At 73.5% G+C, this 23,593-nt stretch carries 21 protein-coding genes and 1 rRNA gene; 5 read left to right on the top strand and 17 right to left on the bottom strand.

Going from position 1 to position 23,593, the window contains the following annotated elements:
* Positions 1-6: 6 nt before the first annotated feature.
* From QRT05_RS06320 to QRT05_RS06305, 4 genes are read right to left on the bottom strand one after another with little or no spacing between them, the layout of a single operon-like run.
* Complete coding sequence (locus QRT05_RS06320) at positions 7-339, bottom strand: non-heme iron oxygenase ferredoxin subunit (protein ID WP_289446152.1); 333 nt, start codon at positions 337-339, stop codon at positions 7-9.
* Entirely contained in the window at positions 336-1,640 is a 1,305-nt protein-coding gene (gene sufD, locus QRT05_RS06315) for a Fe-S cluster assembly protein SufD (RefSeq protein ID WP_289446151.1), read from the bottom strand. Before sufD ends, QRT05_RS06320 begins: the two co-directional genes overlap by 4 nt.
* Positions 1,640-3,091, bottom strand: a complete 1,452-nt coding sequence (sufB, locus tag QRT05_RS06310; RefSeq protein ID WP_289446150.1) for a Fe-S cluster assembly protein SufB — start codon at positions 3,089-3,091, stop codon at positions 1,640-1,642. Before sufB ends, sufD begins: the two co-directional genes overlap by 1 nt.
* Positions 3,088-3,849 carry a helix-turn-helix transcriptional regulator gene (locus QRT05_RS06305; RefSeq protein ID WP_289446149.1) on the bottom strand — a complete coding sequence of 254 codons (762 nt, stop codon included), beginning with the start codon at positions 3,847-3,849 and terminating at the stop codon, positions 3,088-3,090. The genes sufB and QRT05_RS06305 overlap by 4 nt, the downstream gene beginning before the upstream one ends.
* A gap of 247 nt (positions 3,850-4,096) precedes the next feature.
* Between QRT05_RS06305 and QRT05_RS06300 the strand changes: the two genes are divergently transcribed.
* From QRT05_RS06300 to QRT05_RS06280, 5 genes are all read left to right on the top strand, one after another.
* A complete protein-coding gene (locus QRT05_RS06300) occupies positions 4,097-5,020 on the top strand; it encodes an ABC transporter ATP-binding protein (RefSeq protein ID WP_289446148.1) in 924 nt (307 codons plus the stop codon).
* Positions 5,017-5,778: an ABC transporter permease gene (locus tag QRT05_RS06295; RefSeq protein WP_289446146.1), complete on the top strand. Its 762-nt coding sequence runs from the start codon at positions 5,017-5,019 to the stop codon at positions 5,776-5,778. The genes QRT05_RS06300 and QRT05_RS06295 overlap by 4 nt, the downstream gene beginning before the upstream one ends.
* An 80-nt stretch (positions 5,779-5,858) precedes the next feature.
* Complete coding sequence (locus QRT05_RS06290) at positions 5,859-6,818, top strand: COX15/CtaA family protein (protein WP_289446144.1); 960 nt, start codon at positions 5,859-5,861, stop codon at positions 6,816-6,818.
* A 70-nt stretch (positions 6,819-6,888) separates the two neighbouring features.
* Complete coding sequence (locus QRT05_RS06285) at positions 6,889-7,887, top strand: ATP-binding cassette domain-containing protein (RefSeq protein WP_289446143.1); 999 nt, start codon at positions 6,889-6,891, stop codon at positions 7,885-7,887.
* Positions 7,884-8,687, top strand: a complete 804-nt coding sequence (locus QRT05_RS06280; protein ID WP_289446142.1) for an ABC transporter permease — start codon at positions 7,884-7,886, stop codon at positions 8,685-8,687. The genes QRT05_RS06285 and QRT05_RS06280 overlap by 4 nt, the downstream gene beginning before the upstream one ends.
* A 61-nt stretch (positions 8,688-8,748) precedes the next feature.
* On the opposite strand, the gene QRT05_RS06275 is transcribed toward QRT05_RS06280, so the two are convergent.
* The 13 genes from QRT05_RS06275 to rrf all read right to left on the bottom strand — a co-directional run.
* Positions 8,749-9,354, bottom strand: coding sequence for an NUDIX domain-containing protein (locus QRT05_RS06275; protein ID WP_289446141.1), 606 nt, complete (start codon positions 9,352-9,354; stop codon positions 8,749-8,751).
* Positions 9,351-11,021, bottom strand: coding sequence for a CTP synthase (locus QRT05_RS06270; RefSeq protein WP_289446140.1), 1,671 nt, complete (start codon positions 11,019-11,021; stop codon positions 9,351-9,353). The genes QRT05_RS06275 and QRT05_RS06270 overlap by 4 nt, the downstream gene beginning before the upstream one ends.
* A gap of 70 nt (positions 11,022-11,091) precedes the next feature.
* The gene (gene murJ / locus QRT05_RS06265) at positions 11,092-12,717 is read right to left on the bottom strand and encodes a murein biosynthesis integral membrane protein MurJ (RefSeq protein ID WP_289446139.1); all 1,626 of its coding nucleotides are present in this window, start codon (positions 12,715-12,717) and stop codon (positions 11,092-11,094) included.
* Positions 12,714-13,589: a hypothetical protein gene (locus QRT05_RS06260; protein ID WP_289446138.1), complete on the bottom strand. Its 876-nt coding sequence runs from the start codon at positions 13,587-13,589 to the stop codon at positions 12,714-12,716. Before QRT05_RS06260 ends, murJ begins: the two co-directional genes overlap by 4 nt.
* Positions 13,586-14,623 (bottom strand): copper transporter, encoded by a 1,038-nt coding sequence (locus QRT05_RS06255; protein WP_289446137.1) that lies wholly within the window; start codon positions 14,621-14,623, stop codon positions 13,586-13,588. Before QRT05_RS06255 ends, QRT05_RS06260 begins: the two co-directional genes overlap by 4 nt.
* Before the next feature lie 40 nt (positions 14,624-14,663).
* A complete protein-coding gene (gene steA, locus QRT05_RS06250; protein ID WP_289446136.1) occupies positions 14,664-15,851 on the bottom strand; it encodes a putative cytokinetic ring protein SteA in 1,188 nt (395 codons plus the stop codon).
* A 6-nt stretch (positions 15,852-15,857) separates the two neighbouring features.
* Complete coding sequence (recN, locus tag QRT05_RS06245; RefSeq protein ID WP_289446135.1) at positions 15,858-17,600, bottom strand: DNA repair protein RecN; 1,743 nt, start codon at positions 17,598-17,600, stop codon at positions 15,858-15,860.
* Complete coding sequence (locus QRT05_RS06240; protein WP_289446134.1) at positions 17,597-18,448, bottom strand: NAD kinase; 852 nt, start codon at positions 18,446-18,448, stop codon at positions 17,597-17,599. The genes recN and QRT05_RS06240 overlap by 4 nt, the downstream gene beginning before the upstream one ends.
* Positions 18,445-19,497, bottom strand: coding sequence for a TlyA family RNA methyltransferase (locus tag QRT05_RS06235; protein ID WP_289446133.1), 1,053 nt, complete (start codon positions 19,495-19,497; stop codon positions 18,445-18,447). The genes QRT05_RS06240 and QRT05_RS06235 overlap by 4 nt, the downstream gene beginning before the upstream one ends.
* A gap of 7 nt (positions 19,498-19,504) precedes the next feature.
* Positions 19,505-19,711 carry a hypothetical protein gene (locus QRT05_RS06230; protein ID WP_289446132.1) on the bottom strand — a complete coding sequence of 69 codons (207 nt, stop codon included), beginning with the start codon at positions 19,709-19,711 and terminating at the stop codon, positions 19,505-19,507.
* A gap of 98 nt (positions 19,712-19,809) precedes the next feature.
* Complete coding sequence (locus QRT05_RS06225) at positions 19,810-20,835, bottom strand: HAD-IIA family hydrolase (protein ID WP_289446131.1); 1,026 nt, start codon at positions 20,833-20,835, stop codon at positions 19,810-19,812.
* Entirely contained in the window at positions 20,832-21,737 is a 906-nt protein-coding gene (locus QRT05_RS06220) for a hypothetical protein (protein ID WP_289446130.1), read from the bottom strand. Before QRT05_RS06220 ends, QRT05_RS06225 begins: the two co-directional genes overlap by 4 nt.
* Before the next feature lie 1,783 nt (positions 21,738-23,520).
* A 5S ribosomal RNA gene (gene rrf / locus QRT05_RS15570) occupies positions 23,521-23,593 on the bottom strand; the annotation flags it as partial.

Genomic DNA, 23,593 nt, shown 5'->3' with positions numbered 1-23,593 from the left:
CCTCGTTCACAGGGGGGCGTCGACGTCGACGAGCACGCGCTCGCCGTCGACGGTCACGGGGTAGACGGGCACGGGGGTGATGGCGGGCGGGCTCAGCGGCTTGCCGGTGCGCAGGTCGAAGCTCGACCCGTGCAGCCAGCACTCGACCGTGCAGCCCTCCACCTCGCCGTCGGACAGCGAGACGGCGCCGTGCGAACAGATGTCGCTGATGGCGTGCAGCTCACCGTCGTCGTCGCGCACCAGCGCCACCTCGACGGTGCCGGACTCGGCCTCGAGCTCGACCCGGAGCGTCCCGCCGGTGGGGACGTCCGAGGCGTAGCACGCGAGCTGGGCGGTCATGCCTGCTCCGGGCGGGCCTTCTCGGTCACCGCGCCGGACTCGGAGCCCTCGACCGACAGCGCGTCGAGCGCGGTCATGGAGGCCTCGAGCTCGGACTCGATGGCGGCGATCAGCCGCTCCTCGACCTCCGGCACGCCGATCTCGTGCAGCAGCTCCGCGAAGAAGCCCCGCACCACGAGTCGACGCGCGTCGGGCTCGGGGATGCCCCGGGCGCGCAGGTAGAAGAGCTGCTCGTCGTCGAAGCGGCCCGTCGCCGAGGCGTGGCCGGCGCCCTCGATGACGCCGGTCTCGATCTCGAGGTTCGGCACCGAGTCGGCGCGCGCGCCGTCCGTGAGCACCAGGTTGCGGTTGAGCTCGTAGGTGTCGGTGCCCTCGGCCGCGGCGCGGATGAGCACGTCGCCCACCCAGACCGTGTGCGCGCCCTGGCCCTGCAGCGCGCCCTTGTAGGTCACGCGGCTGACGCAGTTGGGGACGGCGTGGTCGACGAACAGACGCTGCTCCTGGTGCTGACCCGCGTCGGCGAAGTACAGCCCGAGCATCTGCACCGAGGCGCCCTCGCCGACGAACTCGGCGTCCGGTGTGATGCGCACGACGTCGCCGCCGAGCGTGACGGCGATGTGCTTGACGGTCGCGTCGCGACCGATGCGCAGCCGGTGCGACGAGGCGTGCACCGAGCCGTCGGCCCAGTCGTGCACGGTGACGACCGTGAGGTGCGCGCCGTCCTCGGCGACGATCTCGACCGTCTCGGTGAGCGCCGCGTGACCGACGTGGTCGATGACGACGACACCCTGCGACAGCGGCTCGGCCCGCACCACGAGGTGCGAGGCCGACGGCTCGAGCGGGGCGTCGTGCGTGCCCGCGCCCTCCACGCCCTCGATGCGGATGGACGTGACCTTGGAGGCCACCGCCTCGCGCGGGATCGTGACGACGGTCGCGCGCGGGAACGACGCCCACGCCGTGGCGGCCGTGCGGTCGCCGGGCTTGCCGGCCAGGCCCAGGCGCTCGTCGCCGCGGTCCACGATCTCGACCGTGACCTCGGGGCTCTCGACGACCGTCGTGAGCACGCCGTGGCCGGTCAGGATGCCGTCGGTGTCCGCGGCGAACAGCGGCGCGAGCCGGCTGATCGGCGAGAACCGCCACTCCTCCTCGCGCCCGGTGGGCACGGCGAAGTCGCTCACGTCGAAGCTCGTCGGGCGCGAGGCGCGCGACGACTCGGGCGCGCCGACGCCGTGCGTGTGCGCACCGTCGGCCTGGGCCCGCGAGTGGTCCGTGGACAAGGTGGGCTCTGTGGTGGTCGTCATCAGCCGACGGCCCCTTCCATCTGCAGCTCGATGAGGCGGTTCAGCTCGAGGGCGTACTCCATGGGCAGCTCACGCGCGATGGGCTCGACGAACCCGCGCACGATCATCGCCATGGCCTCGGTCTCGGCCATGCCCCGGGACATCAGGTAGAACAGCTGGTCCTCGCTCACGCGGGACACCGTGGCCTCGTGGCCCATCGACACGTCGTCCTCACGGACGTCGACGTACGGGTAGGTGTCGGAGCGGGAGATCTGGTCGACGAGCAGCGCGTCGCACAGCACGTTGGACGCCGAGTGCTCGGCACCCTCGAGCACCTGCACGAGGCCGCGGTAGGAGGTGCGGCCGCCGCCACGGGCGACGGACTTCGAGACGATCGAGGACGACGTGTGCGGCGCGGCGTGCACCATCTTGGCGCCCGCGTCCTGGTGCTGGCCCTCGCCGGCGAACGCGATCGACAGCGTCTCGCCGCGTGCGTGCTCGCCCATGAGGTAGATCGCCGGGTACTTCATGGTGACCTTGGAGCCGATGTTGCCGTCGACCCACTCCATGGTGGCGCCCTCGGCCGCGGTCGCCCGCTTGGTCACGAGGTTGTACACGTTGTTCGACCAGTTCTGGATGGTCGTGTAGCGCACGCGGGCGTTCTTCTTCACGACGATCTCGACGACCGCCGAGTGCAGCGAGTCGCTCGAGTAGACCGGCGCGGTGCAGCCCTCGACGTAGTGCACGTAGGAGCCCTCGTCGGCGATGATCAGCGTCCGCTCGAACTGGCCCATGTTCTCCGTGTTGATACGGAAGTAGGCCTGCAGCGGGATGTCGACGTGCACGCCCGGCGGGACGTAGACGAACGAGCCGCCCGACCACACCGCGGTGTTGAGCGACGCGAACTTGTTGTCCCCGGGCGGGATGACCGAGCCGAAGTACTGCTCGAAGATCTCCGGGTGCTCCTTCAGAGCCGTGTCGGTGTCGAGGAAGATGACGCCCTGCTCCTCGAGTGACTCCTGGATCTGGTGGTAGACCACCTCGGACTCGTACTGGGCCGCGACCCCGGCCACGAGGCGCTGCTTCTCGGCCTCCGGGATGCCGAGGCGGTCGTACGTCGCCTTGATGTCCTCCGGCAGGTCCTCCCAGCTGGTGGCCTGCTTCTCGGTGGAGCGCACGAAGTACTTGATGTTGTCGAAGTCGATGCCCGACAGGTCCGAGCCCCACCAGGGCATGGGCTTCTTCTCGAACAGGCGCAGCGACTTCAGCCGCGTCTTGAGCATCCACTCGGGCTCGTTCTTGAGCGCGGAGATCTCACGCACCTTGGCCTCGGAGAGCCCGCGCGAGGCGGCCTCACCGGCGGCGTCGGCGTCGTGCCAGCCGTAGTTGTAGTTGCCGATGGAGGCGATGGCCTCGTCCTGGCTCATGGGCTGGCTGATCGGCTGTGCCGGGTCCTGCGTGGGTGCGCTCATGCGTTCGTTCCTTCCGGGGCGAGCACGGGGCCTGCGGGGTTGCCTGCGGGGTTGCCTGCGGGGTTCAGCGGTGCTGAGGGGATGACGGGGATGCTCGTGGTGCACACGTGGCCGCCGGAGGCCAGCGTGGCGAGGCGCTGCACGTGGACGCCCAGCAGGCGCGAGAACGCCTTCGCCTCGGCCTCGCACAGCTGCGGGAACTCCTGGGCCACGTCCTGCACGGGGCAGTGGCCCTGGCAGAGCTGGACGGCGTGACCGCCGGGGACGGGCCGGGCCGAGGCGGCGTACCCGTCGGCGGCCAGCGCGTCCGCGAGCGCCTGGACGCGCTCCTCGGTGCTGCCCTCCGTGGGGACGGAGCCCGCGAGCCGCGACTCGAGGTCGGCGACGCGGTGCTCGGCGAAGCCGGCGACCGCCTGCGGGCCACCGGTCGCGGCCAGGAACCGCAGCGCGTCGGCGGCGAGCTCGGAGTAGGTGTGCGACAGCGCGGCCTGGCCGTGGCTGGTCGCGACGTAGCGCCGGGCGGGACGGCCGCGCCGCGCGGGACCGCCGCCCACGGCGTCGTGCACCGCGATCTGCTCGGTCTGCTCCAGGAAGCCCAGGTGGCGACGGATCGCCGCGGGAGTAAGGTCCAGCGTCGCGGCCAGCTCGGGCGCCGCGATCGGGCCGGACGAGGCGACCAGCTGCAGCACCCGCTGCCGGGTGCCGGCATCGCTGTCGGAGTGCTCGTGGCGGACGAGAGACGGCGATGACGCGCTCATGTCTACCTCCAGCCAGCGGTGCGGGGTCACGGTTCGTGCGGATCGCGGCCACCGGCTGCGCACCACCGGAGCACCGGCGGAGCTGCGCCCGGGGGGCAGGTCGCAATATTGGCAACATCCTTGTTGCCGAATTCAGTCCCCGCAAGCAAGGTGAGCCTTCGCACAGCCGTCGTGTCGGAGGTCACAGGCCGGATCCGCCCTGTTCCGCGGCGGTTCGGGCGATGCGCCCCGCCTAGACTCACCTCTCGTGCCCGACTCCCCCGCGCTCGAGATCGCCGGTCTCGTGAAGCGTTACGACGGCCGCGCCGTCGTCGACAGGCTCGACCTCGTCGCGCGCGCCGGGCAGGTCACCGCCGTCCTCGGTCCCAACGGGGCCGGGAAGACCACGACCATCGAGTGCTGCGAGGGCCTGCGCCAGGCCGACGGGGGCACGGTGCGCGTGCTCGGCCTCGATCCCCTGCTCGACGCCGCCCGGCTGCGGCCCCGGGTCGGCGTCATGCTGCAGGACGGCGGGCTCCCCACCGGCATCCGCGCGCAGGACATGCTGGCCCATGTCGCCCGCATGTACGCGGCGCCGCGCGACCGGGACGAGCTCACCGAGCGCCTCGGGCTCGGCTCCTTCGGCCGGACCACGGTGCGCCGCCTGTCGGGCGGCCAGCGCCAGCGGCTCGCACTCGCCGCCGCGATCGTCGGCCGCCCGGAGCTGGTGTTCCTCGACGAGCCGAGCGCGGGCATGGACCCGCAGTCGCGGCACGCCGTGTGGGAGCTGGTGCGCGAGCTGCGCGACGAGGGCGTGGCCGTCGTCCTGACCACCCACCTCATGGACGAGGCGGAGGACCTGGCCGACCACGTCGCGATCGTCGACCACGGGCGCGTGATCGCGGAGGGTTCCGTGCGCGACCTCGTCTCGGACGGCGACGACCGCACGCTGCGCCTCGACACCGCGGCCGGCCTCGACGTCGGCGCTCTGGGCGCGGCCCTCGGCGACGGGCTCGCGGTCACCGAGAGCACGCCGGGCAGCTACGTCGTGGTGGGTGCGGTCGGACCGACGACGCTCGCGGCCCTGACCGCGTGGCTCGCGGACCGTGGCGCCCTCGCCACACGGGTCACGGTCGGGCGGCGCACCCTCGAGGACGTGTTCCTGGACCTGACGGGACGGCACCTGCGATGACCACCACCCACGCGGGCGCGGCCCCCACCTGGCGCCGCATCGTCGCCCAGACGGACTTCGAGGCGCGCGCCATCCTGCGCAACGGCGAGCAGCTGCTCGTCACCATCGTCGTGCCGATCCTCGTGCTGATCGGCCTGACCAGCGTCGACGTGCTCGACATCGACACCGAGGGCCTGTCGCCCATCGACTTCTTCACGCCCGGCGTGCTCGCCCTGGCCGTCATGACGTCCTCGTTCACGTCGCAGGCCATCTCCGCGGCCTTCGACCGGCGCAACGGCGTGCTGCGGCTGCTGTCCACGACCCCGCTGGGCCGCAGCGGTCTGCTGGTCGGCAAGATCGCCGGCGTGCTCGTGGTCGGGACCGTCCAGGTCGTCGTCATCGGCGTCACGGCGGCGTTGCTCGGCTGGCGGCCCGACGCGCTCGGCATCGTGCTCGCGCTCGTCGCCATGGTGCTCGGGGCGGCCGCGTTCACGTCGCTGGCGCTGCTGGTCGCGGGGACGCTGCGCGCCGAGGCCGTGCTCGCCGTCGCGAACCTCGCGCTGCTGCTGCTGGCCCTCGGCGGCGGGGTCATCGTCCCCGCCGACCGCCTGCCCGGGCCCCTCGAGCACGTCGCCCTGCTGCTCCCCTCGGGAGCGCTCGGCGAGGCCATGCGGCAGGCCTTCCAGCACGGCTCCCTGCCCGCGTGGTCGGTGGTCGTGCTCGTCGGCTGGACCGCCGCCCTCGGCTGGGGCGCGGCGCGGCTGTTCCGCTGGCACTGACGCCTCCGCCCTCGACGACTGTGACGAGGCTCCCGCGGCAGGCGGCCTGGGCTCCGGCACCCGGACCGTACGCTGGTCGCGTGCGCCTGTCCCCCGTGCTCGACACCCTCGACCGCCTGCGTCCGCGCTGGGGTCGGCCCGTCGTCGTGGCGAACCTCGTCGCCCAGATCGGCATCATCGTCACCGGCGGCGCCGTCCGGCTCACCGGCTCCGGGCTCGGCTGCTCCGACTGGCCCACGTGCGAGCCGGGCCACTTCACGCCGGAGTTCCACGCGGCGATGTCGATCAACCCGCTCATCGAGTTCGGCAACCGCACGCTCACGGGCGTCCTGCTGGTCATCGCGATCCTCGTGGCCCTCCTCGTGACCAGCGACCGCAGCCGGGTGCGCAGCTTCCGCCTGCTCGGCCTCGCGCCGCTCGCGCTCGTGCTCACCCAGGCGGTGGTCGGCGGGGTCATCGTGCTGCTGGACCTCAACCCGGGGTTCGTCGGGGTCCACCTGCTCATCTCCATGACGCTCGTGTCGTTGTCGACGTGGCTGATGTTCCGCTACGGCGAGGGCGACGGGCCGACGACGTCGCTCGTCGACCCGACCACGCGCCGCCTCGTGCGCGTCCTGGTGGTTCTCGCGGCGGTCGTTCTCACGCTCGGCGTCGTGGTGACGGGCGCGGGCCCGCACTCGGGCGACGAGAACGTCGGCTACCGGTTCGCCGTGGACCCCTGGCTGATGGCGAAGGTGCACGCCGCATCCGTCTGGGCGTTCCTCGCCGTGCTCGCCGTGATCGTCGTCCGCCTGCGCCGCGCGCGCGCCGACGGGCGGCTCTGGCGCGCCGCCGTGCTGCTCGTGGTCGTCACGCTCGCGCAGGGGGCGATCGGCTACGTCCAGCTGTACACGGGCCTGCCCATCGCCCTGGTCAACCTGCACATGCTGGGGGCGGCCCTGCTGACCGCCGGCGTCTTCTCGTTCCTGTTCGCCACCCGCACCCGTGCCGTCGTGCCCGTGCTCCGCGCCCCGGTGGCGGACGCGGCTCGCTCCGCCTGAGCACGCCGGGCTGGCCCGGTTCGTCCCATAAGGCGTGACCTGTGTCGGAGGTCACATCTAGTCTCGCCCCATGACCTCCACCACCGGCACACCGGCCGTCTCCGCGCGGGGACTGGTCAAGCGCTACAAGGACGTCACGGCGCTCGACGGCGTCGACCTGACCGTCCCTACCGGGTCCGTCCTCGGACTCCTCGGCCCCAACGGCGCCGGCAAGACGACGATCGTGCGCATCCTCTCCACCCTGCTGCTCCCTGACGGCGGCACCGCCCAGGTCGCGGGGACCGACGTGCTCACGAACCCGCGGGAGGTGCGTCGCAAGATCGGCCTGTCCGGGCAGTACGCCGCCGTGGACGAGTACCTCACTGGCTTCGAGAACCTCGACATGATCGGCCGGCTCTACCACCTGGGTCGCGCCAGGTCGCGCGAGCGCGCGCGTGAGCTGCTCGCCGCGTTCCGGCTCGAGGACGCGGGCGACCGATCGAGCAAGACGTACTCGGGCGGGATGCGGCGCCGGCTCGACCTGGCCGGCGCGCTCGTCGCGGACCCGCCCGTCCTCTTCCTCGACGAGCCGACCACGGGCCTCGACCCGCGCGGGCGCACCGACATGTGGGAGGTCATCCAGGGACTCGTGGCCGGCGGCACCACGCTGCTGCTGACCACGCAGTACCTCGAGGAGGCGGACCTGCTGGCGGACGAGATCGTCGTCATCGACCACGGCCGCATCATCGCCCAGGGCACGTCCGACCAGCTCAAGACGCAGGTCGGCGGCGAGCGGCTCGAGCTCACGGTCAAGGACCCCGCGCGGCTCACCGAAGCCGTCACGCTGCTCGAGCCTCGGGGTGTGGGACCGGCCGTGGTCGACCAGGGGCGACGCCAGCTCGTCATGCCGGTCTCCGGCGGCGCCGCCGTGCTCACCGACGCCCTGCGCGCGCTGGACGGCGTGGGCATCGGGCTCGACGACGTCGGCCTGCGCCGGCCCACGCTCGACGACGTGTTCCTGTCGCTGACGGGTCGCGCCACCGCTGACGAGACCGAGACCGCGGACACCAAGGAAGGAGTCCACGCATGAGCATCCCCTACGTGTTCGCGGACGCGGCCGTGGTCGCCAAGCGCAACCTCATCAAGATCAAGCGGGTCCCGGACCTGCTCGTGTTCACCACGCTGCAGCCGATCATGTTCGTGCTGCTGTTCTCGTTCGTCTTCGGCGGGGCGATCGGCGGGGGCAACGGCCAGTCCTACCGCGAGTTCCTCATGGCGGGGATCTTCGCGCAGACGGTCATCTTCGGCGCCACGATCACGGGCGCCGGGTTGGCCGACGACGTCAAGAAGGGCATCATCGACCGCTTCCGGTCGCTGCCCATGGCGCCGTCCGCCGTGCTCGCCGGCCGCACCATCTCGGACGTGATCAACAACGTCCTGGTGCTGATCGTCATGTCGCTGACCGGGCTCCTGGTCGGTTGGCGGATCCGTTCCAGCGTCCTCGAGGCCATCGGCGGCTTCGCGCTGCTGCTCGGCTTCGCCTACGCGATCTCGTGGATCATGGCGTGGATCGGGATGCTCGTGCCGAGCCCGGAGGTCGTGAACAACGCTGCCTTCATCGTCATCTTTCCCCTGACATTCGTCGCGAACACGTTCGTGCCGCTGAACACGCTGCCGTCGGTGCTCCAGACGTTCGCGGCCTGGAACCCCGTCTCGACCGTCACGCAGGCGGCACGCGAGTTGTTCGGCAACATCCCGCCGAACGCGCCCGAGCCCGAGCAGTGGTCGCTGCAGAACCCGGCGCTGTACACGTCCATCTGGATCGTCATCATCCTGGCGATCTTCATCCCGGTGGCCAACGCGCAGTTCCGGAAGTCGGCGAGCCGGTAGCGCGACGCCCCTCCCGGACCGGGTCCGGGAGGGGCGTCGTCGTTCTGGCCGGCGGCCCCGACTAGGGCACGACGGGGACCAGGGTCGACCAGCCGGCCGCACGAGCGGCCGCCGCGGCGAGGACGCCGGCCACGGCCGTCGGGCTGTGGATCCGACCGCCGAGCACTGCCGCGACCGCCTCGTCGAGCGGCACCCAGCGAGGCACCATGTCGGCCTCCTCGTCGGCGCGGGCGAACCGCTCGTCGTCGGCCACCGGCGCGAGGTCGCGCGCGAGGAACACGACGATGTGCTCGTTCGAGCCACCCGGCGTCGTGTAGACCTCGACGAGCTTCCACCACGACCCGGCCCGCAGGTCGGCCTCCTCGGCCAGCTCACGAGCGGCCGCGGCGACCGGGTCCTCGCCGTCGACGTCGAGCAGGCCCGCGGGCGGCTCCCAGAGCACCGACCGCACCGGATGGCGGTACTGCGACAGCAGCAGCACGCGGTCGTCCTCGTCGAGCGCGATCACCGCGACGGCACCCGGGTGCGCGACGTACTCGCGCAGCACCTGGGACGCGCCCAGGTCCACGACGTCACCCACGAGGTCGAACACCTTGCCGGCGTGGATGACCTCGTGGCTCAGGACGGACCGCTCCGCCGGCACGTCCGCCAGCGGATCCACCGTCACGACTCGTCGCCCCGCTGCGCCAGCGCGGCCTCGATGAGCCCCGCGAACAGCGGGTGCGCCTTGGTCGGGCGCGACTTGAACTCGGGGTGCGCCTGGGTCGCCACGTAGTAGGGGTGCACCTCGCGCGGCAGCTCGACGAACTCGACCAGCGAGGTGTCGGGCGAGACGCCCGAGATCACCAGGCCGGCCTCCTCGAGCTTGTCGCGGTAGGAGTTGTTGACCTCGTAGCGGTGGCGATGCCGCTCCGTGACGGCCTCGGCGCCGTAGGCCTCGGCCACGACGGACCCGGGCGTGAGCCTGGCCTCGTAGGACCCCAGGCGCATGGTGCCGCCGAGGTCGCCCTCGCCGCCGACGATCGCCAGCTGCTCGGCCATCGTGGCGATCACCGGGTGCTTCGGGTCGTCGTCGAACTCGGACGACGACGCGCCCTCGAGCCCGAGCTCCGTGCGGGCGTACTCGATGACCATGCACTGCAGACCGAGGCAGATGCCGAGCGTCGGCACACGGTTCTCCCGGGCCCAGCGCAGCGCGCCGAGCTTGCCCTCGATGCCGCGCACGCCGAAGCCGCCGGGCACCAGCACGGCGTCGACACCCTCGAGCGACGCGCGGGCGCCCTCGGGCGTCTGGCAGTCGTCGGAGGTGACCCAGCGGATGACCACCTTGGTGTCGTGGTGGAAGCCGCCCGCGCGCAGCGCCTCGGTCACCGAGAGGTAAGCGTCGGGCAGGTCGATGTACTTGCCCACCAGCGCCACCTCGACGCTGTGCGCCGGGGAGTGCACGCGGTGCAGCAAGTCGTCCCAGCCGGACCAGTCGACGTCGCGGAACGGCAGCCCCAGGCGCTGCACGACGTACGCGTCCAGGCCCTCGGAGTGCAGGACGCGCGGGATGTCGTAGATGCTCGGCGCGTCCTTGGCGACCACGACGCCCTCGGCGTCCACGTCGCAGAACAGCGCGATCTTGCGCTTGATGCTCTCCGGCACGTCACGGTCGGCGCGGAGCACGATCGCGTCGGGCTGGATGCCGATGCTGCGCAGGGCGGCCACGGAGTGCTGCGTCGGCTTCGTCTTGAGCTCGCCCGACGGCCCGATGTACGGCAGCAGCGAGATGTGCAGGAAGAAGCAGTTGTCACGGCCGAGGTCGTGGCGCACCTGGCGCGCTGCCTCCAGGAACGGCTGGGACTCGATGTCGCCGACGGTTCCGCCGATCTCGGTGATGATGACGTCGATGTCATCGTCGGCCTGCGAGCGCATGCGGGTCTTGATCTCGTCGGTGATGTGCGGGATCACCTGCACGGTGTCGCCGAGGTACTCCCCGCGCCGCTCCTTCGCGATGACCTGCGAGTAGACCTGGCCGGTGGTGACGTTGGCGGAGCCGATCAGGTCGACGTCGAGGAAGCGCTCGTAGTGGCCGACGTCGAGGTCGGTCTCCGAGCCGTCCTCGGTGACGAAGACCTCACCGTGCTGGAACGGGTTCATGGTGCCCGGGTCCACGTTGAGGTACGGGTCGAGCTTCTGCATCGTGACCCGGAGGCCACGGGAGCGAAGGAGTCGGCCGAGGCTGCTCGCCGTCAGACCCTTACCGAGGGAGGAGGCAACACCCCCGGTGACGAAGATGTGCCGGGTCGTGGAATCCGACCGCCCGGAGAGTCGATGCGCGCGCTCTGTCACGGGATTCCAGCCTACCCATACATCGGCACTTCACGAAGAGCCCCGCGAGGTGAGTCCGGTCACCAGCCCGTCAGCGGCGCGGCGAAGAGGGAGTGCTCTCCGCCTGGAGCACGCCCGTGACCGTCCCCCGGTCGAACGCCGCCAGCACTCCGCCGGAGACGACGACCGCCAGGACCGCTGCGCCCGCGGCTGCGCCGATCGCCGTCCACGAGCTGCCGCCGCCCATCTCCTGCACGGCGTCGGCCAGCCAGCGGCCCAGCACCGCCGCGGCCGTCGCCCCGGCCAGGAGCACCACCACGGCGCGCCCGAGCCCGGCGAGGGCGTCGGTTCCGGCCGCCCGCGCGAGGGCGGCCAGCGCGACGATCCCGCCGACGGTCATCCCGAGCGTGCTCGCTGCGGCGATCGAGACGACCGCGCGGTCGTCGGGCAGGTCGGTCGCGACGAGCGCGACGACGGCGACCGCCATGGTGCCCCAGCCGACGACGTTCGCGACCACCGCCGCTCGCCCGCGCTCGAGCGCGTAGAGCGAGCGTGACGCGTGGAACAACGCACCGAAGCCCACCAGGCCCGGCACCATCCACGTGAGGGCCGCACCCATCTGGTCCGCCACGCGCGCGTCCTGCGTGAGGTTCTCGAAGATCGTCCCGATGGCGTAGGCGGCCGCGACCACGGCGGCCGCTCCCACGGCGCCGGCCGCGACGACGCCGCGGGTGACCGCGCTCGACGTCCGGGCGAACCCTTCGCGGTCGCCGGCTGCCGCCCGCGTCGCGAGACGCGGGAAGGTGGACGTGGCGAGCGGGACCACCAGCACCGCGTAGGGCAGCAGGTAGACCTGTTGCGAGTAGAGGTACACCGACATCGTGCCCGTGCTCCCCCAGCGCTTGGCGACCACGATGACCACGAGCGTCGTCAGCTGCTGCGCCGCGACCGACCCGACGCCCGCCAGCGCCAGGGTCCGCAGGCGACGGCCGACCCCCGAGGGGAACCGCACGGACGGCCGGATCTTCACGCCGAGGCGGTGGACGGGGACGAGCATCGGCAGGCACATCGCCGCGACCCCGAGCGTGGTGCCCCAGGCGAGCACCTCCAGGGCGCCCCGGTCGAGCGCGTGGGGGTCGCTGCGCTCGCCGTGCGCCAGCGCGGAGTACGCGAGGTAGGCCGTGATGGTCACCAGCGAGGCGAGCACCGGCGCGAACGCGGGCCAGAAGAACCGTTTGTGGGCCTGGAGCACCGCGTAGAGCAGCACGGCCAGCCCGTACATCGGGACCTGCACGGCGAAGACGAGCAGGAAGTACTGGATCATCGACTGCTGGGACGCGTCGCCGCCCGCGAGCACGGACGCGAGCGGACCGGACGTCGCCGCCAGCAGCGCCGCGAGCGGCACCAGGATGAGCAGCGTCCACCCGACCGCGCCCGAGACGATCGAGTCCACGTCGCGCCGTTCGGACCGCGCGATCGGGCCGGCGAGCAGGGGCACGAGCGCGCCCGCCAGGGCCCCACCCGCGGCCACCTCGAACAGCACGTTGGGGAGCAGGTTGGCACTGTTGTACGAGTCGCCGATCGTGCCGGAGCCCACCGCGTAAGCCTGGGCCATCCACCGCCCGAAGCCGAGCACGCGGCTCAGCACCGTCACGGCGGCGATCATCGCCGCGGCGCCGGCCAGGCCGGTCAGCGCCCGACGGGCCGTGGGGCTCACGTGGGCGGTGAGGGCACGTGGACCGGCCGTCGGCCCCACGCGTCGATGCGGCGCAGCACGGGCGTCGACTCGATGACGCGCGTGAAGCTGACCTTCTCACTGGCGACCGTCAGGGCCGCGGCCCCGACCAGGGCGGCCAGGCGGACCGGGCGCGGCGCACTGAGCACGAGCGCCGTGCCGAGTGCGGCGCCGAGCGCGTTGGCCCCGCCGTCGCCGAGCATGTCGGTCTCCGCGAGGTCCTCGTCGAGCGCGGAGTACGCGGTCCCGACGATGGCAGCGCCTGCGCCCGCGCCGTCACCCGGTGCGAGCGCGAGCGGCGCGGCGACGAGCGTGACGGCCTTGAGCGCGCGGCCGGGACGCAGGTCCAGCAGGTTGATGAGGTTGGCCGTGAGCGCGATGAGGGCACCGGAGGTCCCCACGTCGACGAGACGCCCCACGGGGCCGGCACCGGGCTTGCGCGGGGTCGCGAGAGCGGCCGCGGCGAGCGCGCCCGCGCCGATGCCGAGGACCTTCAGCCCACCCGTCGTCAGCTCGCCGTGCGCGAGGGCACCGAGGTGACCGCGCAGTCCCTTGCGCCGCGCGCTCGTGTCCTCGGCCAGGTCGTCGACGATCCCGAACGTGGCGGCCGACCCGGTGGCCACCCACAGCGCGGCCGCACCGCGCGCGTCCGGCGCTCCGAGGGCCAGTCCGGAGAGCAGGCCCGCCGCGACGGCGGGACCCTCGAGCATGCTCACGGGCTCGCCGCGATGGTTCGTGCGCGTCCACCGCGCCTGGCCGCCGGGCGTCTGCTGGTCGAGGACGCCGCGAGCCACCGAGGTGGTGACCCCCGCGGCGACCGCGGTCAGCAGCCGGCGCAGCACCCCGACGCTCATCCGCCGGATCCCGCGCTGTCGTCGGAGCCCGATCCGGCGTCCGGCGCGACGGGCGTGCGGTCGACCGGCGGGAGTTCCACGGACGGCGGGATGACCGTCTCGCCCTCGCCGAATCCGTAGTGCCCGTTCTTGCCGCCGATGCGCGCCGCGAGCGCGAGCGGCACGTTGACCTGAGCCGTGATGTCGGACGAGTCCGACACGGTGGTGAGGGTCGATGCCAGATCGTCGTCCCCGAGGATCGCGTCGGTCAGGGTGCCGGCGCCGCGCGGGCCGTCGGCGAGCACCGCCCCGGCGGAGTACTGCTGCGCCGCCTGGACCACGGCGAGCTGCGGCTCGAGGTCCTCGTCGGTGGGGGCGGCGGAGGGCGACGGCTCGGCTGCGACCTTCGCCGGCGTCGCGGCCACGACCACGACGGCGTCCGCCGGCTTGGTGATCGGGTCGTCGAAGGCCACCAGGGGGTTGTCCCCCGTGGAGAGGATCTCGAGCAGGTAGCTCGCGTCCTGCGTCAGCGCGTCCGGGGCCGCGGGGTCGGCACCCACGAGGCCCTGCACCAGCGCGGCGCCGAGCTCCGCCTCGAGGCCGCCCGCCTTGTCGGGCGCCGGCTCGAGGAACTGCACCAGGTTGCCCGCCAGCGCCTGGCGGAAGCTGCGCTGGTCGGGGTCGGCCCAGGCGTCGGTGAGGGTCGCGTGCCCCGTGATCTCCGCGCCCGCCTGCGTGAGCCTGTCGTCGATGGCGGTCGAGTCGGAGTCGGTGACCGAGCCGAGCGCGACGACGACCACGCGGCGACCCGTCAGCGACCCGTCCAGCAGGGCGGGACCGGCGGCGTCGACGTAGCTGCGGGTGTCCGCGAGGTCCGCGGACGTGTCGTCGAGCTCCGAGCGCAGAGCGTCCTTCTCGCCGCGCAGCTGCTGCACCTGACCGGTGAGGGTGTCGCCGATCGTCTCCTTGAGCGGCCCGGCCCCCAGCGCGATGCCGACCGCGAGGGCCAGGAACACCGAGATGAGGGAGACGACGTGGTAGCGGAAGTCGATCACGGGGCGTTCTCTCCGTCAGATGTGAGGCGGTCGGTCGCGGTCACGCGTTCCCTCCGAAGAGGGATCCGACCCAGGACGTGAAGTCGTCGAAGCGGGCGCCGCCCAGGCCGAACAGCGTCTGCCCGGCCGCGGTCGACGCGAGGGCGACGCCGAGCGCCAGCAGGCCCGCGAGGACCAGGAGGGTGAGCTGCAGGTTCGAGATGCGGTGGCGGTACAGGCGCGAGACGCCCTTGGCGTCGACGAGCTTGCTGCCGACGCGCAGGCGGGTCAGGAACGTGCTCGCCATGCCCGAGCGTCCCTTGTCGAGGAACTCGACGAGGGTCGCGTGGGTGCCGACGGCGACGATGAGCTCGGCACCCTTGTCGTCCGCGAGGAGCATCGCGACGTCCTCGCTGGTGCCGGTCGCCGGGAAGACCACGTGCGGGACGCCGAGCTGCTCGACTCGGGACAGGCCCGGCGCGCGCCCGTCCCGGTAGGCGTGCACGACGACCTCGGCGCCGCAGCTGAGCGCGCGGTCCGAGACCGAGTCCATGTCGCCGACGATGAGATCCGGCCGCCACCCCGCATCGAGGATCGCGTCCGCTCCCCCGTCCACCCCGATGAGCACCGGGCGGTACTCGCGGATGTAGGGACGCAGCGTGACGAGGTCCTCCTTGTAGTGGTACCCGCGCACCACGATGAGCACCTGCCGCCCGTCGATGACGGTGTCGATGTCGGGCACGCCGACGCCGTCCAGCAGCAGGTCGCGCTCCCGGCGCAGGTAGTCCATGGTGTTCGCGGCGAACGACTCGAGCTGCACGGAGAGGCCGGCGCGGGCCTCCTCCATGGCGAGCGCGACGATGGCGGCGGTCTGCTCGACGCCCTCGGCGACCAGCTCCTCGCCGTCGTACACGCTCCCGTCCACGACGCGCAGGTGGTGCCCCTCGGTGATCGCCATGACGTCCGGGCCGAGGTCGTCGATGAGCGGGACGCCCGCCTCGACGAGGATCTCGGGGCCGAGGTTGGGGTAGCGGCCCGAGGTCGACCGGGCGGCGTTGAGCACCGCGACGGGCTGGCACGCGACGAGCGCCTCCGCGGACACCCTGTCGAGGTCCTCGTGGTCGATCACGGCGATGTCGCCCGGCTTGAGGCGCTTGGTCAGCGCCTTGGTGCGGGGGTCGACACGGGCCGAACCGGCGATGACGCCGGGCTCGGGCAGGGCGGAGCGCTTACGCAGGCTTGATCTCATCGCCTGTCATCGTCCCACGACGGACTGCGCCAGAAGCTCTGCGGCGTGCGTCCGCGCGGCGTCGGAGTCCTCCTGACCCGACAGCATGCGGGCGAGCTCGCGCACTCGGTCCTCGTCCGTGACCGACCTCACGTCCGACTCGGTCACCACATCCACCCCGCCGGCGCTCGACTTGGTGACCACCAGGTGGTGGTCGGCGAACGCGGCCACCTGCGCGAGGTGGGTCACCACGAGCACCTGCGAGTCGCGCGCGAGCACCGCCAGCCGACGCCCCACCTCGACCGCCGCGCGGCCGCCGACCCCCGCGTCGACCTCGTCGAAGACGAACGTGCCGGGCCGCGACGCGCCGCTGTCCGGCGCGGTCGCGAGCGCCACCTCGAGCGCGAGCATCACGCGCGACAGCTCACCGCCCGACGCGCCCTTGCCGAGCGGCCTCGCGGGTGCCCCCGCGTGCGGCACCAGCAGCATCTCGACCCGGTCATGTCCGTGCGGGCCGGGCTCGTCGGCCGGCTCCACCATGATGCGCAGCTCGGCGCCGCCCATGGCCAGGCCGGCCAGCTCCTGGGTCACCGCCGCGGCGAGCTGCTCGGCGCCCTCGCGGCGGGCGACGCTCAACCGTGCGCCGAGCTCGTCGAGGCTCGTGTCGAGCTCGGCGCGCTGCGCACGGAGCTCCTCGATACGGCCGTCACCTCCGTCGAGCTCCAGCAGGCGGCGCCCCGCGAAGTCGGCCCAGGCGAGCACCTCCGCGACGTCCGACCCGTAGCTGCGCGTGACGGTGGCGAGCTCGGCCCGTCGCTGCTGCACCGCGTCCAGGCGGCGCGGGTCCGCCGCCAGGTCCTCGATGTAGACGGACAGCTCGGTGGCCACGTCAGCCAGGAGGAAGCCGGCCTCGGCCGCCCGTACCCCTAGGGCAGCCAGCGCGGCGTCGTGGCCGCCCGCGTTCTCCAGCGCACGCCGCGCCTGGTCCACGAGCTCGACCGCGCTCACCGCGTCGGGTGACCCGGCGTCGACGTCGCCGACGAGCAGGCCATGGGCACCGCTCGCGGCGGCGCGCAGGTCCTCCGCGTGCGCGAGCCGCTCCGCCTCGGCGGCCAGCTCCACGTCCTCCCCGGGCTGCGGGTCCACCCGCTCGACCTCCGCCAGCCCGAGCCGCAAGAGCTCGGCCTCGCGCACGCGGTCCTGCGCGCGGCTCACAAGATCGGCGAGCTCTGCGTCTACCCGGGCACGCTCCGCCCACGCCTGCCGGTAGCCGGCGAGCACGCCGGCGTGCTCGGGCCCGACGAACGCGTCGAGCGCCTCGCGCTGGTGCGCCGGGGAACGCAGCCGCGCCTGGTCGGCCTGTCCGTGCACGGTCACGAGGTGCTCGGCCAGCTCGCCGAGCACCGCCTGGGGCACCGACCGACCACCGAGGAACGCCCGCGAGCGCCCCGCGCCGCCGTCGACCGGCGCGCCGAGGGTCCGGACCAGCACCAGCGACCCGTCGTCGTCCAGCGCTGCGCCGGCCTCGGCCGCCCGCTCCAGGGCGGCACCGTCCTCGCGCAGCAGGATGCGACCCTCGACGGACGCGGACGGCGCGCCCGTACGCACGGTCGCGGGGTCCGCCTTGCCCCCGAGCAGCAGGTTGAGCGCCGTCAGCACCATCGTCTTGCCGGCGCCCGTCTCGCCCGTCAGCACGGTGAGGCCCGGCCCGAGCTCCACGTGGGCCCGGCCGATGACGCCGAGGTCGGCGATGCGGATCTCCTCGATCACGAGGCGCCACCCCGCCACCCGGCCACCGGGAGGCCGAACTTCTGCACCAGCCGTGTGGTGAAGGGCGCCGGCGTCAGCCGTGCCAGCAGCACCGGCGTCTGGCTGCGCGTGACCTCGACCCGGGAGCCGGCCGGCACCTCGAGCTGCCGGCGACCGTCGCAGGTCACGAGACCGTCCGCGGGAGAGCGCTCCAGCACCTCGACCGCGAGCATGCTGCGAGGGCCGACGACCAGCGGGCGCGCGAACAGCGCGTGCGCCGACAGCGGGACGAGGATCATGCCGTCCACGTCCGGCCACACCACCGGGCCGCCCGCGGAGAACGCGTGCGCGGTCGAGCCGGTCGCGGTCGCCGCCACGATGCCGTCGCAGCCGAACGAGGACAGCGGGTGGCCGTCCACCTCGACCGCCACCTCGAGGATGCGCCCGCGATCCACCTTCTCCAGGCTCACCTCGTTCAGAGCCCATCCCGTGCCGACGGCCCCGTCGGGTCGCATCACACGGACGTCCAGGGTGACGCGCTCCTCCACGGAGAAGTCCCCCACGGTCAGGCGGCGCACGGACTCGCCGACGTCGTCGCGCTCGCTCTCCGCGAGAAAGCCCACGTGCCCGAGGTTGACGCCGAGCAGCGGCACCGTCGTGCCGCGCGTCAGCTCGGCGGCGCGCAGGATCGTGCCGTCGCCTCCGAGCACCACCGCGAGCTCGAACGGGGGCAGGTCGGCCGCGTCGGTGTGCTCCTGCGCGAGCACCGGCGTGAAGCCCGCGTCCTCGAGCTCTCGCACGGCCTCGGCGGTCGCCGAGACAGCCTCCTCACGCCCGCCGTGGGTCACGACGAGAGCGCGGCGCGTCATGCGCGCTCCCCCGCACGGTCGCCTTCGTGCCCGGCGCTCACCGATCCGCCATCGGGCACCGACTCGGTCCCGCCCCGCCCGTACGCCTCGTCGTCGACCACCGCGGCACGCACCCGTTCCTCGTCGAGATCCGCTCGCTCCTCGGCGCGCAGCCACAGGAAGTACTCCACGTTGCCGCTCGGCCCGGGCAACGGGCTGCGCACGACCCCGCGGGTGGCGAGGCCGAGCCGCGCGGCAGCCCGCGCCACCTCGAGCACGGCGTCGGCCCGCAGCGCCGGGTCGCGCACCACGCCCCCGGAGCCCAGACGGTCGCGCCCCACCTCGAACTGCGGCTTGACCATCACGAGGAAGTCGGCCCCGGGCGCAGCGACCGACCGCAGCGCCGGCAGGACCAGCGTCAGAGAGATGAACGAGAGGTCGGCGACCACCAGCTCCGGCGCAGGACCGACGTCCGCGGCGCTCAGCGAGCGCACGTTCAGCCCTTCGCGCACCTCGACGCGCTCGTCGTGCCGCAGACGGTCGATGATCTGGTCGTGGCCGACGTCGACGGCGACGACCCGACGGGCGCCGCGCCGCAGCAGCACGTCGGTGAATCCGCCGGTGCTGGCCCCGGCGTCGAGGCACCGGCGACCCGTCACCTCGACCCCGGTCGCGTCGAGCGCGCCGACGAGCTTGTGGGCGGCGCGCGAGGCATAGCCCGGGTCGTCGGCGTCGAGGCTCACCTCGACATGCTCCCCGGCGCCGACACGCTGCGAGCTCCGCGATGCGACGACGCCGCGGACCGCGACCCGGCCCGCGGCGATCGCCGCCGCGGCGTCCTTGCGCGAGCGGGCCAACCCGCGCCGCACCAGCTCCGCGTCGAGGCGTCCACCCGCGGCGGGCTCGCCCGCCGGCGCGGACCCGGGGAAGCCGTCCTGCTCCGGAGCAGGACCACGGCGATCGTCCCGGGCGTGCACCTCCGACGGGCCCGCGCCGTGCGGCTCGTGCGGCGCGAACGGCTCCGAGCCGCCGACGGCGTGCACCCGTCGCGGGGTCATGCTGCGCGTCACGAACCGCTCACGCTTCCGCGTCGGCCAGGCGGTCCTGCAGGGCCCCGTGCACGGCGTCGAAGACCGCCACGTGCGCGCGCAGGGGGTGCTCGTCGAGGCCCGCCAGGCTGGTCAGCGCCTCGTCGACAGCGTGGTCTCCCGTCAGCGGCACGACCGGCCCGTCGCCCGCGTCCGGGGTCACCGGACGGTGCTCGGGAACCACTGACTCGCTCACGCATCCTCCTCGTCGTACGGACGGCTCCACGCTACCGGGAACGGCCCACACCGCTGCCCCGACATCCCCAGGGCCCGGCCACCGGTCCCTGCCGAGCCTCAGGCAGCGGGCGCGCCGAGCTCGGGCACGCTTGCGGGATCGATCGCGCCGCCCTGGTCGACGACCGCCCACGCGGCCGCACAGGCTGCGCGAACGACGTCGAGGTCGGCCAGGTCCGCGCCGCGGCCGAGCTCGAGCGCTCCGTCCACGACGCGAGCCGAGGCCTCGCGGCACGTCCACCATCCGTCGGGCCCCGCCTGCGGCTCGGGATGAGCCTCGAGCAGCGCCCGCAGGTCGGCGCCGATGTAGTGCGGCCGCTCACCAGGGCGAGCCAGCACGTCGTCGCGGGCGGAGTTGACCCCGGTCAGCACGTGGAGCCCGACGAAGCCGCCGGAGCGCGCGCCCGCGAGGTCGGTGTCCAGGCGGTCGCCGATCACGAGCGCCTCACGGGCACCCGCCCGCTCGACGGCCATGTGGTACATCGTCGGCGCCGGCTTGCCCGCGCTGTCCGGCACCACGCCCGTCGCGGCACGCACCGCGGCCACGAGCGACCCGTTCCCGGGGCCGATGCCGCGGGCGGTCGGGATGCTCAGGTCGAGATTGGACGCGACGTGCCACGCCCCCCGCTCGATCGCGTAGGCGGCCTCGGCGAGCTGCGTCCAGCCGACCTCGGGCGCGAAGCCCTGGGCGACGGCCACCGGCTCGTCGTCGGCCGACGTCACCACGTCGTATCCCGCGGCCCGGACGGCCGTGACGAGGCCGGCACCCCCGACGACGAGGACGCGCGACCCCTCGGGCAGGCGCGAGCGCAACAGCTGCGCCGCCGCCTGGGCCGCGGTCATCACCTCGTCGGGCGCGGTCTCGATGCCGAGGCCGGTCAGCTGGTCGGCAACGGACTCGGGCTCGCGCGACGCGTTGTTCGTGACGAACACCAGGCGCATGCCACGACCACGCGCGGCGGTCAGGCCGTGCGCAGCGTGCTCGATCGGCTCGTGACCCTTGTACGCCACACCGTCGAGGTCGACGAGCGCCAGGTCGTAACGGTCGGCGAGCGGGGTCGTCGACCCGACGAGACCTCCGGTCATCGGGCCTCTCCAGCCTCGTCGCCGCGCGCCTCGGTCGTGCCCACCTCGTGCTCGGACTCGCCGTCCTTCTCGTCGTTGTCGTCCTCCAGGTCGAAGACCACCACGTCGTCCTCGTGCTCGTCCGCCACGACCCCGGCCGCCGCCAGCTGCGCGGCGCTGAACCCCGTGAGCGCGTCCGCCGCCTCGTCGGCCCGGCCCGCAGCCTCGAGGGCGGTCGCCCGCGCCTGAGCCACGCGGACGGCGAGCACGCCCTGCACCGCTCGGAGCGCCGGAGCAGACAGCACCGCGACGGCCGCCTCGGGCTCGGCGAGGTCGAGACGCGCGCCGCTCACGACGATCGCCAGCTCGACCCTGCCGTCCAGGTCGAGCTGCTCGGCCTCGGGCTCCTGCGCCAGGGCGATGGCCCGCTCGGGGCGGCCCAACCCTCGCTCGCAGTCGGCCATGATCGGCAGGTGCTCGGACGAGCCGTTCAGGCGTCGCACGGTGCGCAGCTCGCGCAGCGCCTCGGCGTACCGGCCCGTGCGGTACGCGGCCAGCCCGGCCGCCTCCCGCACGACGTCGACACGTCCCGCGCGCTGCACGGCCGCCTGGGCGTGCTCGTAGGCGAGCTCGGGCTCGTCGTCGAGCAGGCGCCCGACCATCACCAGGTGACGCCCGACGCGCTCGGCGTTGTCCTTGGTCAGCGTGCGCAGCGGCGCGCGAGCCGCGCGGTCCAGGTCGCTGAAGGTGACGTCGTCCGGGATCAGCGGCGCGGGCCGGCGCTGGTCCTGCGGAGGACGAGTCTGCCGGTCGCCGTCGCGCGCGCCGGCGCGGTCCTCACCCCGGTTCCCGTACGCCCGTGCGCCGGCGGGGCGGCCGCCGGACGAGGCCTGGGGCCTCGACGCGCGGTCGCCGTCGCGCACGTCGGTGCGATCGTCACGGCCACGCGGCGGGCGGCGGTCGCCCGTGGACGGCCGGTCGGCGTGCGACGGGCGGGAGTCGTAGGCAGGGCGGTCGCCCTCGGCACGCGACCGGTAGCTCGAGCGCTCGCCGGCGATCGGACGCCGGTCGCTCGTGCGGGAACGGTCACCGCGGTCGCCGTACGACGAGCGCTCGGCGCGGGAGCCCGACGAGTGACCGGTGCGAGGTGCACCACGGTCGCCCTGCGAGCGCTCACCGTAAGCGGGCCGCGAGCCGCGGTCCCCCTGCGGCCGATCGCCGTAGGACGAACGCGCGCCCGAGCGCGACCCGTCGCCCTGGCTGTACGACGCACGTCCGCCCGGTGCGCGGTCGTCCGCACTGCCGTAGCCCGCACCCCGGTCGCGCCCGCCCTGCGAGCGATCCCCGTACGCGGGGCGACCGCCACGGTCGCTGCTCTGCCCGTACGACGGACGACCACCCTGGGCCCGGTCGCCGTAGGACGGACGACCGCCACGGTCTCCGCCCTGCGCCGACGACGGACGACCACCCTGCGCGCGATCGCCGTAGGACGGACGACCGCCACGGTCTCCGCCCTGCGCCGACGACGGACGACCACCCTGCGCGCGATCGCCGTAGACCCGCGATCCCCTGTCGCTGCTGTGTCCACGGCTCGAGCCCTGGTCCCGCCCACCCTGCTGACGGTCACCGTACGGAGGTCGACCACCACGGTCGCTGCTCTCCTCATATGACGGGCGGCCACCCGACGGGCGATCGCCGTAGGAGGGCCGACCACCACGGTCGTCGCCCTGCCTGCTCGACGCACCACCCTGGTTGCGGTCCCCGTACGACGGACGACCACCACGGTCACCGCTCTGCCCGTACGACGGACGACCACCCTGAGAGCGATCACCGTAGGACGGCCGCGCCCCACGGTCGTCGCGCCGGCCGTAGGAGTCGCGCCCGGAGCGCTCGCCCTGGGCACGCTCGCCGTACGACGGGCGGTCGCCGGCGCGGTCGCGCCCCGCGCCCTGGCCGTACGACGCCCGGCCTCCGCGGTCGTCCTGGGGACGGGAGCCGTACGACGTCCGCTCGCCCGATCCGTACGGCTTGCCCCCGGAGCGAGGCGCACCGTCACGGTCGCCGGACCGACCACCGGCGGGCGCGCGGTCCGAGCCCGATGAGCCGCGCTGCCCGTACCGACTGGTACCCCCACCGGACCCGTAGCCACCGGACGAGCCCCGAGACGCGCCACCGGGTCCTCCGCTTCGCCCGCCGCGTCGGTCGCCCGAACGCGCCGATCCGCCGCGGGGTGCGCCGCCCGACCTGTCCTTGTCGTCGGGGGTACGCCCTGCCCGGTTGTCGCTGTTCATCTGTGTACTCTCCTCGCCGGAATCGACGTTCATCCTCCCACCCGCACGGCCGATCGTTCGAATCCGCCCGGCCGGATGTGCTCACACACACAGTGGGAACTGCAACGCGCGCCTCCTCGGAGCGCCAGCTCGCGAGGAGGGATCCGATGCCGAGCGCCAGCCGACGATCCTGCCCGGAGACTCCCACCGGCGGGCCGGCAGGGGAACCGGATCACACCGAGCTCCCTCCGGACCGGCCACTGCGGGAGCGCCCCGGACCCAGTGAGCAGGCGCGGAAGCGCTCGCGGCCGGCCCCGGAGAAGACCGCAATCGGCGGCACGCACGACGCGCGCGCTCGACGAAGTGCCGGTCGCGGCGCCACAATATCCGGAAACAGAAATAGCCACCCCCGTGGGGGTGGCTATTTCTGAATGATGTCCGGCGGCGTCCTACTCTCCCACACCCTGGCGAGTGCAGTACCATCGGCGCTGAGGGGCTTAGCTTCCGGG

The sequence above is a fragment of the Cellulomonas edaphi genome (assembly GCF_030362815.1).
Taxonomy (GTDB): Bacteria; Actinomycetota; Actinomycetes; order Actinomycetales; family Cellulomonadaceae; genus Cellulomonas; species Cellulomonas edaphi.
Note: the sequence above shows the minus strand (reverse complement) of the source record. Positions and strands in the feature narration are given on the sequence as shown.

Coding starts and splice junctions, on each gene's coding strand:
- QRT05_RS06285 (WP_289446143.1), top strand. CDS start 6,889: ATGACCTCCACCACCGGCACACCGGCCGTCTCCGCGCGGGGACTGGTC.
- QRT05_RS06260 (WP_289446138.1), bottom strand. CDS start 13,589: ATGAGCGTCGGGGTGCTGCGCCGGCTGCTGACCGCGGTCGCCGCGGGG.
- QRT05_RS06295 (WP_289446146.1), top strand. CDS start 5,017: ATGACCACCACCCACGCGGGCGCGGCCCCCACCTGGCGCCGCATCGTC.
- steA (WP_289446136.1), bottom strand. CDS start 15,851: ATGAGATCAAGCCTGCGTAAGCGCTCCGCCCTGCCCGAGCCCGGCGTC.
- sufD (WP_289446151.1), bottom strand. CDS start 1,640: ATGACGACCACCACAGAGCCCACCTTGTCCACGGACCACTCGCGGGCC.
- QRT05_RS06280 (WP_289446142.1), top strand. CDS start 7,884: ATGAGCATCCCCTACGTGTTCGCGGACGCGGCCGTGGTCGCCAAGCGC.
- QRT05_RS06320 (WP_289446152.1), bottom strand. CDS start 339: ATGACCGCCCAGCTCGCGTGCTACGCCTCGGACGTCCCCACCGGCGGG.
- QRT05_RS06305 (WP_289446149.1), bottom strand. CDS start 3,849: ATGAGCGCGTCATCGCCGTCTCTCGTCCGCCACGAGCACTCCGACAGC.
- QRT05_RS06225 (WP_289446131.1), bottom strand. CDS start 20,835: ATGACCGGAGGTCTCGTCGGGTCGACGACCCCGCTCGCCGACCGTTAC.
- QRT05_RS06240 (WP_289446134.1), bottom strand. CDS start 18,448: ATGACGCGCCGCGCTCTCGTCGTGACCCACGGCGGGCGTGAGGAGGCT.
- sufB (WP_289446150.1), bottom strand. CDS start 3,091: ATGAGCGCACCCACGCAGGACCCGGCACAGCCGATCAGCCAGCCCATG.